This window comes from Halorientalis marina (genome assembly GCF_023028345.1).
GTDB classification, from domain to species: Archaea; Halobacteriota; Halobacteria; order Halobacteriales; family Haloarculaceae; genus Halorientalis; species Halorientalis marina.
In genome coordinates, this window is sequence record NZ_CP095487.1 from 3,058,420 (window position 1) to 3,072,802 (window position 14,383).

Genomic DNA, 14,383 nt, shown 5'->3' on the forward strand with positions numbered 1-14,383 from the left:
GAGAGCGTAGTGCTACGTGTGCTGATAAGCGAGATGATCGTCAAACCCGGACCGGGTTCTCCTGCTGTGACGGCTCAGTCGGTATCGAGGGCCGCCGCGGCCACGTCGACGACGTCGAAGAACGGGAACGGTTCCTCGCGGTCGTAGGAGACGTAGAGACTCTCGTATCTGGACGTGTGAAACTGGAAGGCGAGGATTTCCTCGAAGACGTAGACCTGTGCTTCCAGTTCCCCGAACTCGATCAGCTGGTCGAAGTCGTCCGAGGAGGCCTGGTTCGCCATCAGCGACCGGTAGGCAGCGTCGAGGTCGGCGTCGCTGTAGGCCGCCCTGACGTCGTCGCACATATACTCGATCTCCCACGTCGTCCCGTGGAGTGCCACCACGGTCCGCAGATCGGCGTCGACATCTTCAAAATGCTCGACGATGGTCGACATGGTCGTGCATGAACGATGTGTGGTATAAAACCTGCCACTGGTTGCCGCCGGCGATGCCGCGTCAGTCCCCGAACGGCGCGGTCTCGGTCTCGAAGCCGAGGTCGTGATCGAGGAGGCCAGTGGTGACGGTCACCTCGTCGATGCCGGCCTCGGAGTGGTGCCAGGCGTGTGCGGCACGCGTAAAGAGGTCGAGACAGGTCAGGCGGACGCGGCGTGGGTTCCCGTCGCTCCGTTCGGCGACGGAGGAGATGGCGTCGCCGCTGAACAGCCCCGAGGGAGTGCCGTCGAAGGACTCGCCGCGGAAGCGGGCGAGCGACCGGGCGCAGTACTCGGCCACGTCCCGCTCGTCGAACCCCTCGAAGCCGTCGAGAACCCGCATCTCGGCCGCCAGGTCGGCGGCGAGTTCGTTCCGGCGGAAGCGGCCCGCCGGCCGACCGAGGACGAACAGGCGGACGCCGGCGTCGGCGACGGCCCGGAGCGTCTCGAACGTAGCGTCCGTGACGTCCTCGAACCCGTCGGCGACGAGGTAGACGGTCCGGTCGTCGGCGGCGGCCTGTTCGGCCACGTCGACGACGGCGCGGCGCGTCCCCTCGGTGGTCCAGGGAATCCCGTCGGCGACCTCCCAGTAGTCGTCCGGGTCGACCTCGTAGCCCCGCGTCCGACAGGCACGGAGGAGCCGCTCGTGGACGCGCCGCTCGGTCGCACTCGCGAGGTCGACCGACGCGACCACGTACTCCTCGCGCCCCCCGAGTTCGCGCTCGACGTTGGCCCGGAGCGCGCTCTTGCCCGAGCCGGCCTCGCTCGTGATGCCGACGTGGTGGCCCGCGTCGAGCCACTCCGCGACGAGATCGAGCATCGTCCGGTCGTGGGCGACGAACAGCGACGCCGGCAACTGTTCGGCGGTCCCCTCCGTGAACGGGAGGTCGCCGAGGTCGACCGGATCACCGCCAAGCGCGTCACCGAAATCCATCAAGATCGGTTCGAGTATCTCCAGGCGCTCCCGGAGCGGTCCGTCCGGTGCCGCCGACTCCGTCCCCGTCCCCGACAACTCCGCCGGTCGCTCTGGTCCCTCGACGTCGGTCGAGGGAACCGTCGTTGACTGTTCACGTGACAATTTCACCCACCCCCAAAGCGGGTACTACTATCGACGGTCCGCCAGGAAATTATAGCTTTCGGGTACTCGCCCTGGGAGTGCCCGGCCGGAATCCGGCAAACGAGGACCGCGTGGCCTGGACGACGCCGTGTCGGGACCGGGGTGGGGAACAGCGGTCCCGTCAGCGGTCGACTTCGCCCATGATCGTATCGAGACTGCCGAGCGTGGCGATCATGTCGGGGACGTACTCACCCTCGGCCATCTCGGGGAGCGCCTGGAGGTTCGAGAAGCAGGGGCTGCGGATCTTGAACCGGGCGGGCGTGTCGGTGCCGTCCGCGCGGATGTAGATGCCGAGTTCGCCCTTCGCGGCCTCGACTGCGCGGTAGATCTCGGTGTCCGGCTCCGGCTTCAGGGTCCGGGGGACGTTGGCCTGCACCTGGCGGTCGTCCTCGGGCCACCCCTCCAGGAGGTCGACACACTGTTCGATGATCTTCGCGGACTCCTCGAGTTCGCGCAGTCGGCAGAGGACGCGGGCGTAGTTGTCCCCGTCGTCTTCGGTCACCACGTCCCAGTCGAGTTCGGGGTAGTAGCCGTAGGGGTCGTCCCGGCGGAGGTCGTAATCGACCCCCGAGGCACGGGCGACCGGCCCCGTGACGCCGTACTCCCGGGCCACGTCGGGGTCGAGATACCCCGTGTCGGCACACCGCATCTGGAAGAGTTCGTTACTGCTCAGGAGGGTGTGGTACTCGTCGAGTTTCGCCGGCAGTTCGTCGAGGAACGACCGAATCGAGTCGAAGAAGTCCGCACGGGGTTCGGGGACGTCCCAGGCGACCCCGCCCAGGCGGAGGTAGTTGAACATCATCCGCTGGCCGGTGAGGTCCTCGAGCACGTCCTGGACGACCTCGCGGTCCCGCATCGCGTACATGAACGCGACGGTGAACTCCCCGAAGACGTCGAGCGCGTAGGTCCCAATCGCGATGAAGTGGTTGGCGAGCCGCGAGAGTTCCGCACCCATCGTCCGCACGACCTGTGCGTACTCGGGCACCGTGATGTCGGCCAGGTCCTCGGCGGTGCGGGCGTAGGCCCACTCGTTCAGGAGGCCGGAAGAGAGCCAGTCCCACCGGTCGGGAAACGGCATGATCTGGTGGCGGTAGGTCCCCTGCTGGCACATCTGCTCCTCACAGCGGTGGATGTAGCCGATGTCGGGTTCGACGTCTGCGACCTGCTCGCCGTCGAGCGTCGTCTGGAGGTGGAGCACGCCGTGAGTCGCGGGGTGGTGTGGCCCGACGTTGATGAACATCGTGTCGGCGTCGGCACCGTCGCCGCGGTGGTCCTCCTCGAGGGGGTTCGCGTGTTCCCGGAGCGTGACGATCTGTGGCTTTGTCTGGTCGTAGTCCATCGAGAGCGGGTGGCCCTGCCAGGTTTCGGGCAGGAGGATGCGACGGAGGTCCGGGTGGTCCTCGTACTCGATGCCGATCAGGTCGTAGGCCTCCCGCTCGTGCCAGTCGGCGGTCCGGAACACGGGGTCGGCCGACTCGCTGACCGGGTCGTCCCTGGTCGTCGGGACGACGACGCCCACCTCGCGGGTCGGGTCGTCGTACGACCGGAGGTGGTAGATCGTCTCGTAGCGGTCGTGGTACTCCTGGGCCGTCACGCAGGCGAGGTGGTCGAAGCCCGCCTTCTCCTTCAACCGCGAGAGCACGTCCTGTACGGCGTCCGGCCGGATGACGAACGCCGGCGCGTTGACGTGCTCCTCGCGGTCCAGCAGGTCGTCACCGACGAGGGCCGCCAGCGCGTCGGCGTCGGGGGCGGCCACCCCCTCGACTGCACTGTCGGCCCGCTCCGCGGGCTCTTCGAGGCTCATACGCCACCCCCGACGGGCGACACCGTCGCGACCGCGGTCGCCGACTGCACTGACAGGCCTGTGAGGGAACCTACTCTCATGACAGTTGCACTTCACAGCCGAGGACCAAGCGGATTGGCACGTACCCACTAGCGTCTTTTTTACGGGCGGCGTACGGAGGGACGGCCGAGAGAGCTGCATCGATGAAGTACGTCCACCTCACGATCAGGGAGCCGCCGGAGTGGCGCAATCCGATGCACACGTTCGTCGTGGAGCACGACGCGATGGAGGAGACGCGGCTCCTGAACTGGAACGCCGGCGACGGCGACTTCGACGTGCTGCTCTTCCGGGTGGTCGGCGCGATGGAGCCATACCTCGCGGCACTGTCGGAGCCTGACTTCGTCGTCGGCCACGAGACGGCCCGCATCGACGAGGACTCCTTCTACGCCTACGTCGAACACGAGACGCGGGACGCCGACGCCGCCTTCCGTCAGCCGTTCCTCGACCGGCGGGTCCTCCCCATTCCGCCCATCACCTACCGCGCGGACGGCACGGTCGCGGTCGAACTCGTTGGCCGCCAGGCCGACGTGGGCGCGACCGTCGACGCCTTCGACGAGCGCATCGAAGTCCGCATCGACGAAGTGGGCGAACACGAGCGAGCGCTGTCGGCCTTCTCGTCGCTGTTGACCGACCGACAACGCGACGCGCTCCGGGCGGCCGTCGCCGTCGGCTACTACGACGTGCCGCGGTCGGGGTCGGTCGCCGACGTCGCCGCCGAACTCGACTGCGCGGCGAGTACGGCCTCGACGCACCTCCGGAAGGCCGAGGCCCGACTCGTTCGACAGGTCATCGCCGCCGGCGACGTGCGGTAGCCGTTCTCACTGTGTCACGAGCCGAATCGGAGGGAGGGCTTTAGTGCGGACGGGCCGTCGAGCCGACAGATGGTCGAACGGCGAGTGGCCCTGACGAAACTGGGGTACGTTGGACCGGTAGTCTCGGTGGGGTTGACCGTCCTCGCGACGCTGCTCGACCCGAAGTTCGACTGGCGCTCGCGGTCGCTGTCGAGCATGGGTGAGGCGACCGGGCAGTCGCTGACCGCGCTCGGGAACCTCGACCAGCTCGCCTTCAGCGCCTTCAATCTCGGGCTGTTCGCCGCGGGGTTGTTCGGTCTCCCCTTCCTGGCCGTCCTCTGGGCCGACAGCGGGAACCGGATCGAACGCATCGGGATCGGACTCGCCGCCATCACGCTCCTGGGGAGCATCGGCGTCGCCGTCGCCTTCCTCGATGGCCCCTTCGACCCCTTCCACTTCCTCGCGGCGATGGTCTTCTTTTTCGGCCTGACGTTCACGCTGTGGGTCTACGGAACCGGGCTGGCGAAACGCACCGGCGGCGACCACGGCCTCGGCGCCGTCTGGTTCGCGAACGTCCACGCCGTCGCCTGGATCGTCTGGATCATGCTCGAGGCGTTCCTGTTCACCGACGACGGCGACACCTGGACCTACTTCGCCGTCCCGGAGTTCGTCGGCGCCGTCTGCTTCGCTGCCTTCGTCTTCCTGCAGGCGCGACGCCTCGACGCCTGAAAACACCCTCTGTCAGCCCCCGGGTCAGTTCGATTCAGGCCAGTTCCGCCAGTGCCAGCAGGACGCTCGGCGCGATCAGCAGGACGACGCCGAGCACCATCAGGACCGCCGGCACGACGAGCAACTCCAGCCCGGCCCCCAGCCAGAGGTACGCGCCGACGAGTAGCGCCACGAGCCCGATTACGCGGAGGAGCCACGCGAACACGCCTTCGAGGCCGAGTTCCTGTGCCACCTCGACGGCTTCGAGCGCTTCGTCCATGGCACCCGGCGCTTGGCCCAGCCAGCCACTTATGTCTGTTGGGATATATGAACGTGGAAAAGAACGACGCCCCCCGGAACCACCGAGAGGTACCGTCGTCGACGGCTCTCTCGTCGTGATTCCACCGCCACACCGTGGGGATTATTGACAGTTCGGGCCGTGGATGGGTGCGTATGGCAGACCACCGCCTCCGCGACGAGTTCCCGAGGTGGCTCGTGCCGGCAGTCGCCGCCCTGATGCTCGCGACCTTCGCGTACAGCGTCCTGATTACCGCGAACATCCTCGTGTGGTTCGCCCTGTGGTCGACGGTCCTCGGCCTCGCGCTGACCGTCTTCGTCGTGTATCTCCTCTACAGGCTCGTCGTCGCCGTCGAGGAGATCGCCGAGAAGACGTGAGTGCCCGCGCGTCTCGATGCGGTGTTCGGTCGCGCCCTCAGTCCCGCTTGGCGCCGGGGTTCGTCACCGCGCCGTTGGCCGCCGAGTCGAACGTCTGCCCGTACTTCGCCAGCACGCCGTTCGTGTAGTTCGGTTCGGGCTCGTAGTCTTCGAGCCGTCGCTCCATCTCCTCGTCGGAGAGGTCCACCGACATTTCGAGGTCGTCGATGTCGATGGTGACGGTGTCGCCGTCCTCGAGTGCGGCGATGGGGCCGCCGACGAACGCCTCCGGCGCGACGTGACCGATGGAGAAGCCACGGGTCGCACCCGAGAACCGCCCGTCGGTGAACAGCGCCACGTCCTCGGCGTGGCCCTGACCGGCGACCGCGGAGGTGACGCCGAGCATCTCTCGCATTCCGGGACCGCCGCGGGGCCCCTCGTTACGGATGCAGATGACGTCGCCCGATTCGACGTGGCCCTCCTGGACGTACTCCATGGCGTTTGCCTCCTCCTCGAAGACCCGGACCGGCCCCTCGTGGTGGAGGTGGTCCTCGCCGGTAATCTTGATGACCGCGCCCTCCGGCGCGAGGTTGCCGGTGAGGATGCGGATGGCGCCGCGCTCGTGGATGGGGTCGGCCACGGTGTGGAGGAAGTCCACGTCGAGGTCCGCGATGGCCGGCGGGTCGTAGGCTTCCAGCGCCTCGGCCATCGTCTCGCCAGTGACGGTCAGGGCGTCGCCGTGGAGCAGGTCCGCCTCGTACAGGGCGTTCAGGACGACCGGCACGCCGCCGACCTCGTGGAGGTCGTTCATCACGCGCTCGCCGCCGGGCTGGAGGTTGGCGATCTTCGGTGTTTTCCGGCTGATGCGGTTGAAGTCCTGGATGTCGAGTTCGACGCCGGCCTCGGCGGCCATCGCGAGCAGGTGGAGGACGGCGTTCGTCGAGCCGCCGACCGCGACCTGCAGGGCGATGGCGTTCTCGAAGGACTCCTTCGTGAGGAAATCGGAGGGTTTGCGCCGCTCCTGGACGACCCCGACGGCGAGTTCGCCGGCCTCGCGGGCCACCTCGTAGCGGGACTCCTCCTCGGCGGGCGGGGAGGCCGAGCCGAGCGGCGCGAACCCGAGCGCCTCGGAGATGGAGGCCATCGTGTTGGCGGTGAACATCCCGCCACAGGACCCCGCGCCGGGGCAGGCGTTGCGTTCGAGGTCGTCGAGTTCGTCCTCGGTCATCTCGCCGTCGGCGACGGCACCGACGCCCTCGAAAACGTTCTGGATGGTGACCTCGCGCCCGTCGTGTTCGCCCGGCATGATGGAGCCGCCGTAGAGAAAGACGGAGGGCAGGTCCGTGCGGATCGAGGCCATCATCATCCCGGGCATGTTCTTGTCACAGCCGCCGATGGTGACGAGCCCGTCCATGCGCTCGCCGAAGGCGACCAGTTCGACGGAGTCGGCGATGACCTCCCGCGAGATCAGGGAGGCCTTCATCCCCTCGGTCCCCATCGAGATGGCGTCGGAGATGGTGATAGTGCCGAACTCGATGGGCATCCCTTCGCCCTCGTCGATGCCTTCGTAGGCAGCGTCGGCCACGTCGTCGAGGTGGACGTTACAGGGCGTGATGTCGGCGGCGGGGTTAGCGACGCCGACCATCGGCGAGGAGAGGTCCTCGTCGTCGTAGCCCATCGCGCGGAACATCGCCCGGTGAGGGGCTTTGTCCCGCCCCTCCGTGACTTCCGTGCTGGGCAGGTCGTCGGGTTTCCCCTCGTCCTGCCGCGCCGGCTCCTGCGGTTGCTGGCTCATACTCCCACCCAGACGGGCGACGGGCTTTAATCGTCCGGACGAGCGCCGTCGGGTGTCGTTCTCGCGCCGAACGGGTTCGGGCCGCGACCGCCCGAATCGCCAAGACTGATGCCGCCGGAACGGGAAGACTCGGCAATGACCGTCCGCGTCGAGGCCGGCGCTCGCCTGCACTTCGGCTTCCAGAACCTCTCGCTCGCGCGGGAGCGTCTGTACGGCGGCGTCGGCGTCGCGCTCGACCGGCCCACTATCGTAATCGAGGCCGAGCGAGCCGAAGGCATCCGCTGTGTCGACGACCTCGCCGCCGAGTACGCCTGGAAGGCCGTCGACGCCCTCGGCGTGAGCGGCGCCGCGGTCGAGGTCGAACGACGGCTCCCTCGCCACGTCGGCCTCGGCAGCGGCACGCAGTTCGCACTCGCGACGCTCGCGGCCATCGCGGGCGCCTACGACCTCGATCCGGCCGTGCGCGAGCACGCGCCGGCGCTCGGCCGCGGCGGCCGCAGCGGCGTCGGCATCGCCGCCTTCGAGCATGGCGGATTCGTCGTCGACGGCGGCCACCCCACGGAACTGTTCACCACCGCCCCGCCCGAGGAGGGCGCGTGGACGGTCCCGCCGGTGACCGCGCGCCACGAACTCCCGCCGGACTGGCGGTTCGTCGTTGTCCTCCCCGAGGCGGAGTCGGGCCGCAGCGGCGAGACGGAGGACGCGAGTATGCGCCAGGCCGTCGAGCGGGCCGACCCCGGTATCGCCGACGAGATCGGCGGCGTCCTCCTCCGGCGCCTCCTCCCGGCGGCCGCCGAGGGGGACCGCCAGACCTTCGGCGCGGCGGCGGCGGACCTCGGCCGGCTCAACGGCGCCTGGTACGCCGACGAACAGGGCGGTATCTACCGCCCGCCGGCCGGCCGCCTGATCGATGCGCTCGACGACTGCCCGGCCGTTACCGGTGCCGGCCAGTCCTCGTGGGGGCCGGCCGTCTACGCCCTGACCGACCGGACCGGGGTGGCAGAGACCCGTGACGCGGCCCGGGACGCCCTCGCCGCGACCGGTATCGACGGCGAGGTCGTCGAGACGACGCCCCGCAACCACGGCGTCGAGATAGAGCGGTGACAGCGCCGGGTTCAGGGAGGGGGGCCTGGAACCGACAGCCGGGCCGGACGGCCGGTACTTTCCCGGGTCGAAACGTCCACAATGCGTAAATCGCCGGAGTCGAATGGTGAGGTATGGACCGCATCCCTTTCGGCGTCCGCCAGCTCGATACGGTCATCGACGGGGGTGCGCCGCCGGGCAGCGTCGTCTTACTCTCCGGGGAGGCCGGGGCCGGCTCCCGGGAGTTCATGTACACGAGCGCCATCCTCAACGCCCTCGCGGAGACCGATGAGGAACTCCACGACCTCTACTACGGCCAGCTTGCCAGTCGGGCGTCGCTGCCGGGGGAAATCCACTACGTCTCCTTTACCGCCGACAGCGACCAGCTCTACCGGGAGATGGACCGAGTGCTCGACACCGAAATCGTCGAGTCGGCCTTTCGGACGGTGACGTTCAGGGACATGTCCGACGCCTACTTCCACACCAGCAGCGTCCCGCGGGACTGGTACGCCGGCGAGACGGGCCACATCCGGGACATGGCCGGGCGTCACGACCGCGAGAGCCTCTTCGGTGCCCTCGGGGAGTACCTCAGCGACAACGCGACGAACAACCTCGTCGTCATCGACTCGCTGTCCGACCTCATTAGCTCCCTGGGCGGCGAGCGGGACTGGTCGGACGTGGTCTACCTCGTCAAGGGACTCCAGAAGGCCGCTCACGAGTGGAACGGGCTGATCCTCGTCCACGTCAACCACGAGACGGTCACCGACCAGGAACACGGCCAGCTCATCGACGCGGCCAACGGGACGATGCTGTTCCAGTGGGAGTCCGGCGGCAGCGAACGGGCGCGGACGCTCGTCTTCCGGAAGTTCCGGGGCGTCCTCTCCCAGTTGGAAGACGAGAACATCATCCAGTTCGAGACCGAGATCGGCGACGCCGGGTTCGACATCAGCGACGTGCGCAAGATCCGGTGAGCCGACCGACGCACGTCCTCCGAAAGCGCCGACTACGAAGCGCTAGGCTCGTGATAACGACTGATAACCCGTGGCAAACCCTTAACTACACGAGCGGCCAACGAATCGATAGATGGCGAGTGAGCCGACCGACGAGTCGCTGTCAGTGTCACTACCGTCGGATCTCGCGGAGTGGATCGACCGCCAGGCGGCCGACCGGGGCGCCGACCGCGAGACAGTTCTCGTGCAGTTGCTGGCGGCCCACCGGGCCGCCGACGAGATGGACGACGGGGTCGATGTCGGCTCGCTCGACGGCGTGTCCGTCGAAGACGAGGTCCGTTCGGTCATCGCCGAGCGGATGAACGACATCGCGGGGGCCGTCGCCGAGCAACTGGCGGTCGAACGCAAGGTCGAAGACGCGATCGAGGCCCGCAGCTCCGAACTCACCCAGTCGGCGGTCGACCGCGCGACCAGACAGGTCGACAACGAGCTCACCACGCTCGAATCGGAGTTCTCGGAGAACCTCGACGACGTGCGCGACCGGGTCATACAGGTGAAAAAGGAGACCGACCGGAAGGCGCCGGCGGAACACGACCACCCCGACCTCGTCGACCGACTCAACAGGCTCGAAAGCGACGTGGACGCGGTCCAGGACGATCTCGACGACCTGCGGGCCGATCTCGACGGCCAGTTCGACAGCCAGGAGCAACGGCTCGACGAGCTCGACGAGACGGTCTGGGACCTGCAGGACAAGCTCGAAACCGTCGCCTACGTCGTCAGGGACCTCCGTGACGGCAGCGAGATGGAGAACAAGCGCGCGGCCTCCGTCGACGCGATCAAGCAGGCCGCCGCGAAGGAGGACCTGGACCGCGCCCGCTGTGAGGCCTGTGGCGAGGGCGTCGAGATCGGCCTCATGACCGGGCCGGAGTGCCCACACTGCGAGGCGACGGTCACCGACGTCCGGCCGGGCGAGGGACTGTTCGGCAAACCGATGCTCGTCAAAGCACAGGGGATCGAACCCGCGGACGACGAGGAGTGAACCACCCATGACCGACGACGAGGACGACCCCTTCGACGAGTTCGAGCGGCCCGACGAGGACGACGACCCCTTCGCGGACCTCGACGCGGACGAGGACGTCCCGGCCGACGGGGACGCGCCCGACGACGGCCCCGTCCCTATCGACGAGGAGGCCGACCCCGGGCGACTCCCGGACGACCCCTTCACGAACCGCGACGCGGCGGGGACGGACCGGCCCCCTGGTATCGAGTCGGGGCCGGACGACGCCGACGGCGACGAGCCCGCGACCGACGAGTCCGCGACGGAGGGCCTCGGTTCGATGGTGAACGAGCCGTCGGTCCCGGAGGCGGGCGACGACGACCCATTCGCGGACCTCGGTGGCGGGCCACAGCCCCGGACCAGGGGCGACGACGGCACCAGCAGCGACGACCCGTTCGACTCCTTCGAGTCGGTCGACGTGGACGAGGTCGACCCCGACGAGGTCTGGGCAAACCTCTCGTCGCTCGAGGACGCGACCGAGGAGTTCGACGGCAGGGTGTACTACGAGGTGTCGAAACACCGGTTCTGCGAGCGGTGCGAGTACTTCTCCGGGCCACCCGGGGCGACGTGTACCTTCGAGGGTGCAGACATCGTCGAGTTCGTCGACATGGAGACCGTCCGGCTTGTCAACTGCCCCGTCGTCGCCGAACAGGAGGAACTCGGCGAGGACGTGACCCGGTACGAGCCCGAATAGCTCGGGTTTCACCAGCCAAACCGGCGCGAGGACTTATGCTTCGCCCTTCGAAAGCACCGTGAGACACATGGGCGACCTGCTCGCGGTCCACCCCGACCCCGTCATCCAGTACGCGAAAGGCGAGGGTGGGGTCGGCGTCCGCCGCGTCAACGAGGCCTTCGAGTCGACGTTCGGCGACGACGGGAGTTCGGTCGCCCTCGACGACACGATCGCGAGCGACGACGACCTCGACACCGTCGCCGAGGCCGTCGTCGCAGGCGAGGCCCTCGACCGCACCGTCGCCTGTGCCACCGTCGACGGCCGGCGCCGGTTCCGGGTTCGGAACGTCCCCGACGGCGACGGCGGCTTCCTCGTCTACACCGACGTTTCGGAGTACGCGAACCGTATCGACGAACTGGAGGCCGACAACGAACAGCTCGAAGCCTTCGCCTCCGTCGTCTCACACGACCTCCGCAACCCCATCTCCATCGCGGAGCGCTACCTCGAACGCGCCCGCGAGGACGGCGACCCCGAGGACTTCGACCGCGTCGCCGACTCCCTCGACCGGATGGGAACGCTCATCGACGACGTCCTCGACCTCGCACGCGAGGGCGAAGCCATCGACGAAACCGAGCGCGTCACCCTCGAATCCGTGATCGAGGCCGCCTGGGAGACCGTCGAGACCGGCGACGCCACGCTCGAACTCGCCGACGGCAGCATGACCCTCAAGACCGACCCGAGCCGCCTCCGCCAGTCCGTCGAGAACCTGTTTCGCAACGCAGTCGAACACGGCGGGGCGGACGTGAGCGTCCGCGTCGGGACCCTCGACGACGGCTTCTACGTCGCGGACGACGGCTCCGGCATCCCCGCCGATGAGCGCGACGAGGTGTTCGAGCCGGGCGTCACCTCCTCGACCGAGGGGACGGGTCTGGGACTCGCCATCGTCGAGCGCGTCGTCGAGGCCCACGGCTGGACGATTACCGCCGCCGAAGGCACCGACGGCGGCGCACGGTTCGAGATCACCGGCGTCGACTCCCTCCAGCCGTTCTGACGACGGCGCGACCGCCGAGGTGGTCGGTCAGACGGGACGCTTTTGCCCGCGCGGCGACGACGGCCCGGGTATGCAGTTCTGTGACGACTGCGGCTCGATGATGCACGCCGATAGCGTCGAACGGAGTTCGACTGACAACCGGACGGAGTCCGGTGGTGGCGACGAGATGGTCTGTAAGTCCTGTGGGGCGCGGGTCGCCAAGGACGAGGAGGCCGCCGCCGAGTTCGTCAGCACCGAGGAACAGAGCGATGACGACGTGATCGAAACCGAAGAGGGGGCCGACTTCGAGGGGAAACCGACCGCCGACGACGTGACCTGCGACGAGTGCGGCCACGGGAAAGCCTGGTACACGATCAAACAGACCGGCTCGGCGGACGAACCGCCGACGCGCTTTTTCAAGTGCCAGGACTGTGGAAACCGGTGGCGGGACTACAACTGAGAGCCGGGAGGAACTGACGAGGTGGGGACCGCTACGTCGGCGTCGTCTGGATGTTCAGCGACTTCCGGACGACCTGGGTGAACGCCATCGAACAGACGAAGTACCAGACGATCCAGGCCTGGAGCGGGCCGAGCACGCCGGTCTGCCACTCGATGCTCCCGATGAGGGGCATGACCATCGAGTTGGGCGAGACGGCCGCACTCCCGGTCGGCAGGATCTTCCAGTACATCCAGAGGAACACCGGGATGGTAAAGAGCATGATCCAGACCATCGGGCGGAACTGCTCTTTGAACATCCCCATCTGGTCGCCCATGGCGTCCATCTGCTCGTCTTTGATCTTGTCGAGGGCCTCGTCGTCGCCGCGCTCCTTGGCCTCCTTGCGTTTCTCCTGGATGGCCTGCATCTGCTCCTGGTACTCGGCCATCTTGTCCATGTCCATCAGGTTGGCCTGCAACAGCGTCGAGTACAGCCCCGTCAGGACCGACAGGATCATGATGACGACGTAGAAGGGCAGCATCGTCTCGAGCGGCCCGAAGATGGTGTTGAGCCCGGAGCCGATGGTGTCCCGGACCGGCGGGATGGAGTAGCCGCCGAACATCGCGAGCGCGCCGAGCGCCGCGAACTTGTCGTATCGCGACCACGAGGAGTCGTCGTCGGAACTGAAGTCGGCGGCGTCCTCGACCTCGTCGTCGGACAACGCCTCCCGGACGCCGTCGGGGTCGTCGACGACGAACCCGTCGCCCCCGGCGTCGACGAGCAGCCCTTTCTCGATGAGTCGCCCCCACTGGCCGCTGGTCATCCGGTCGCTCACGTCGGCCCACTCGACGGTCCCCTCGTCTTCGGCCACGTCGAGGACGGCTTCGAGCGCCTCGAGCAACTCCCCGTCCTCCCGGGCGAGGTCCTCTACTTTGTTCGCTGTCCGTGCCATTACCGACTCGCTAGGACACCACCGCTAATCAAGCTTTTACCTTGGCCCCGCGATAGCGGCCGCGCGACGAGACGCCCGTCCGTGTCGTCGGCGAGGCTCAGGTCTGCTCCTCGATGGCCGCCTCGATGTCGGCCCAGACCTCGTCCGGCGTCTGCTCGCCGTCGATCTCGACGAACGCGTCGTCGCCGCGATAGTGGTCGATGACCGGCGCGGTGTTGTCGTCGAACACGTCCAGGCGGTTGTTGACGGACTCCTCGTTGTCGTCGTCGCGCTGGATGAGTTCGCCGCCACACTCGTCGCAGACGCCCTCTTCCTCGGGCGGCTCGAACTCGACGTGGAAGTTCGCGCCGCAGTCGTCACAGACCCGGCGGCCGGTCAGGCGGTCGACGAGTTCGTCGCGGCTGACCTCGAGCGAGAGAACGACGTCGAGGTCGGTCATGTCCGCGAGTTCCTCGGCCTGGTCCATGTTGCGCGGGTAGCCGTCCAGCACGAAGCCGTCGGCCTGTGAGAGCGCCTCGTCGACGATGGCGTTGACCACCGCGTCCGGCACGAGATCGCCCGCTTCCATGTACTCGCGGGGCGTGTCGTACTCCGTGTCCATGTCGGAGATGTCCATGTCCTTGTTGCCCCGGAGCGCGTCGCCCGTGGTGACGTGCTCGACGCCGAACGTCTCCGCGATGTTGCTGCTCTGTGTGCCTTTGCCCGCTCCCGGCGGCCCGAGGATGAGTACGTGCGGTTGCGCCATACTGCCGGCTTCTCCACGCCCCGACTTCTACCTGTTGGAGTTCGACAGTCGTGTGGCTCGTTCACAAATGCGGGTGGCC

16 protein-coding genes are annotated in these 14,383 nt (G+C 67.9%); 9 read left to right on the forward strand and 7 right to left on the reverse strand.

Annotated elements, in window-relative coordinates; translation table 11 throughout:
- Nucleotides 1-74: 74 nt before the first annotated feature.
- From MUG96_RS15740 to MUG96_RS15750, 3 genes are all read right to left on the reverse strand, one after another.
- Entirely contained in the window at nucleotides 75-434 is a 360-nt protein-coding gene (locus MUG96_RS15740) for a DUF7522 family protein (protein ID WP_246984240.1), read from the reverse strand.
- Between the two features lie 61 nt (nucleotides 435-495).
- The gene (locus MUG96_RS15745; RefSeq protein WP_246984242.1) at nucleotides 496-1,548 is read right to left on the reverse strand and encodes a hypothetical protein; all 1,053 of its coding nucleotides are present in this window, start codon (nucleotides 1,546-1,548) and stop codon (nucleotides 496-498) included.
- Between the two features lie 160 nt (nucleotides 1,549-1,708).
- Nucleotides 1,709-3,391: an NADH-quinone oxidoreductase subunit D gene (locus MUG96_RS15750; RefSeq protein WP_246984245.1), complete on the reverse strand. Its 1,683-nt coding sequence runs from the start codon at nucleotides 3,389-3,391 to the stop codon at nucleotides 1,709-1,711.
- Between the two features lie 182 nt (nucleotides 3,392-3,573).
- On the opposite strand from MUG96_RS15750, the gene MUG96_RS15755 reads away from it, so the two are divergent.
- Nucleotides 3,574-4,242: a helix-turn-helix domain-containing protein gene (locus MUG96_RS15755; RefSeq protein ID WP_246984246.1), complete on the forward strand. Its 669-nt coding sequence runs from the start codon at nucleotides 3,574-3,576 to the stop codon at nucleotides 4,240-4,242.
- Nucleotides 4,243-4,311: 69 nt separating this feature from the next.
- The gene (locus tag MUG96_RS15760; RefSeq protein WP_246984247.1) at nucleotides 4,312-4,950 is read left to right on the forward strand and encodes a DUF998 domain-containing protein; all 639 of its coding nucleotides are present in this window, start codon (nucleotides 4,312-4,314) and stop codon (nucleotides 4,948-4,950) included.
- 34 nt (nucleotides 4,951-4,984) lie between these two features.
- Here the strand turns inward: MUG96_RS15760 and MUG96_RS15765 are convergent, their stop codons facing one another.
- Nucleotides 4,985-5,209 carry a hypothetical protein gene (locus tag MUG96_RS15765; protein WP_246984248.1) on the reverse strand — a complete coding sequence of 75 codons (225 nt, stop codon included), beginning with the start codon at nucleotides 5,207-5,209 and terminating at the stop codon, nucleotides 4,985-4,987.
- A 173-nt stretch (nucleotides 5,210-5,382) separates the two neighbouring features.
- Between MUG96_RS15765 and MUG96_RS15770 the strand changes: the two genes are divergently transcribed.
- Nucleotides 5,383-5,604, forward strand: coding sequence for a DUF8066 domain-containing protein (locus tag MUG96_RS15770; RefSeq protein WP_246984250.1), 222 nt, complete (start codon nucleotides 5,383-5,385; stop codon nucleotides 5,602-5,604).
- Nucleotides 5,605-5,641: 37 nt separating this feature from the next.
- On the opposite strand, the gene ilvD is transcribed toward MUG96_RS15770, so the two are convergent.
- A complete protein-coding gene (ilvD, locus tag MUG96_RS15775) occupies nucleotides 5,642-7,378 on the reverse strand; it encodes a dihydroxy-acid dehydratase (RefSeq protein ID WP_246984252.1) in 1,737 nt (578 codons plus the stop codon).
- A 135-nt stretch (nucleotides 7,379-7,513) separates the two neighbouring features.
- On the opposite strand from ilvD, the gene MUG96_RS15780 reads away from it, so the two are divergent.
- The 6 genes from MUG96_RS15780 to MUG96_RS15805 all read left to right on the forward strand — a co-directional run bounded on the left by MUG96_RS15780 (nucleotide 7,514) and on the right by MUG96_RS15805 (nucleotide 12,631).
- On the forward strand, nucleotides 7,514-8,482 hold the full coding sequence (locus MUG96_RS15780; RefSeq protein WP_246984254.1) for a beta-ribofuranosylaminobenzene 5'-phosphate synthase family protein: 969 nt from the start codon (nucleotides 7,514-7,516) through the stop codon (nucleotides 8,480-8,482).
- A 113-nt stretch (nucleotides 8,483-8,595) separates the two neighbouring features.
- The gene (locus MUG96_RS15785) at nucleotides 8,596-9,432 is read left to right on the forward strand and encodes an RAD55 family ATPase (RefSeq protein ID WP_246984256.1); all 837 of its coding nucleotides are present in this window, start codon (nucleotides 8,596-8,598) and stop codon (nucleotides 9,430-9,432) included.
- A 112-nt stretch (nucleotides 9,433-9,544) separates the two neighbouring features.
- On the forward strand, nucleotides 9,545-10,450 hold the full coding sequence (locus tag MUG96_RS15790; protein WP_246984258.1) for a hypothetical protein: 906 nt from the start codon (nucleotides 9,545-9,547) through the stop codon (nucleotides 10,448-10,450).
- 7 nt (nucleotides 10,451-10,457) lie between these two features.
- Complete coding sequence (locus MUG96_RS15795) at nucleotides 10,458-11,162, forward strand: DUF8135 domain-containing protein (protein ID WP_246984260.1); 705 nt, start codon at nucleotides 10,458-10,460, stop codon at nucleotides 11,160-11,162.
- A 67-nt stretch (nucleotides 11,163-11,229) separates the two neighbouring features.
- Nucleotides 11,230-12,192: a sensor histidine kinase gene (locus MUG96_RS15800; RefSeq protein ID WP_246984263.1), complete on the forward strand. Its 963-nt coding sequence runs from the start codon at nucleotides 11,230-11,232 to the stop codon at nucleotides 12,190-12,192.
- Between the two features lie 70 nt (nucleotides 12,193-12,262).
- Nucleotides 12,263-12,631, forward strand: a complete 369-nt coding sequence (locus MUG96_RS15805) for an RPA12/RPB9/RPC11 RNA polymerase family protein (protein WP_246984264.1) — start codon at nucleotides 12,263-12,265, stop codon at nucleotides 12,629-12,631.
- Between the two features lie 31 nt (nucleotides 12,632-12,662).
- Here the strand turns inward: MUG96_RS15805 and MUG96_RS15810 are convergent, their stop codons facing one another.
- Both MUG96_RS15810 and MUG96_RS15815 read right to left on the reverse strand, forming a co-directional pair.
- The gene (locus tag MUG96_RS15810) at nucleotides 12,663-13,559 is read right to left on the reverse strand and encodes a DUF106 domain-containing protein (protein WP_246984265.1); all 897 of its coding nucleotides are present in this window, start codon (nucleotides 13,557-13,559) and stop codon (nucleotides 12,663-12,665) included.
- Nucleotides 13,560-13,656: 97 nt separating this feature from the next.
- Entirely contained in the window at nucleotides 13,657-14,304 is a 648-nt protein-coding gene (locus tag MUG96_RS15815) for an adenylate kinase (protein ID WP_246984266.1), read from the reverse strand.
- Between the last annotated feature and the right edge of the window lie 79 nt (nucleotides 14,305-14,383).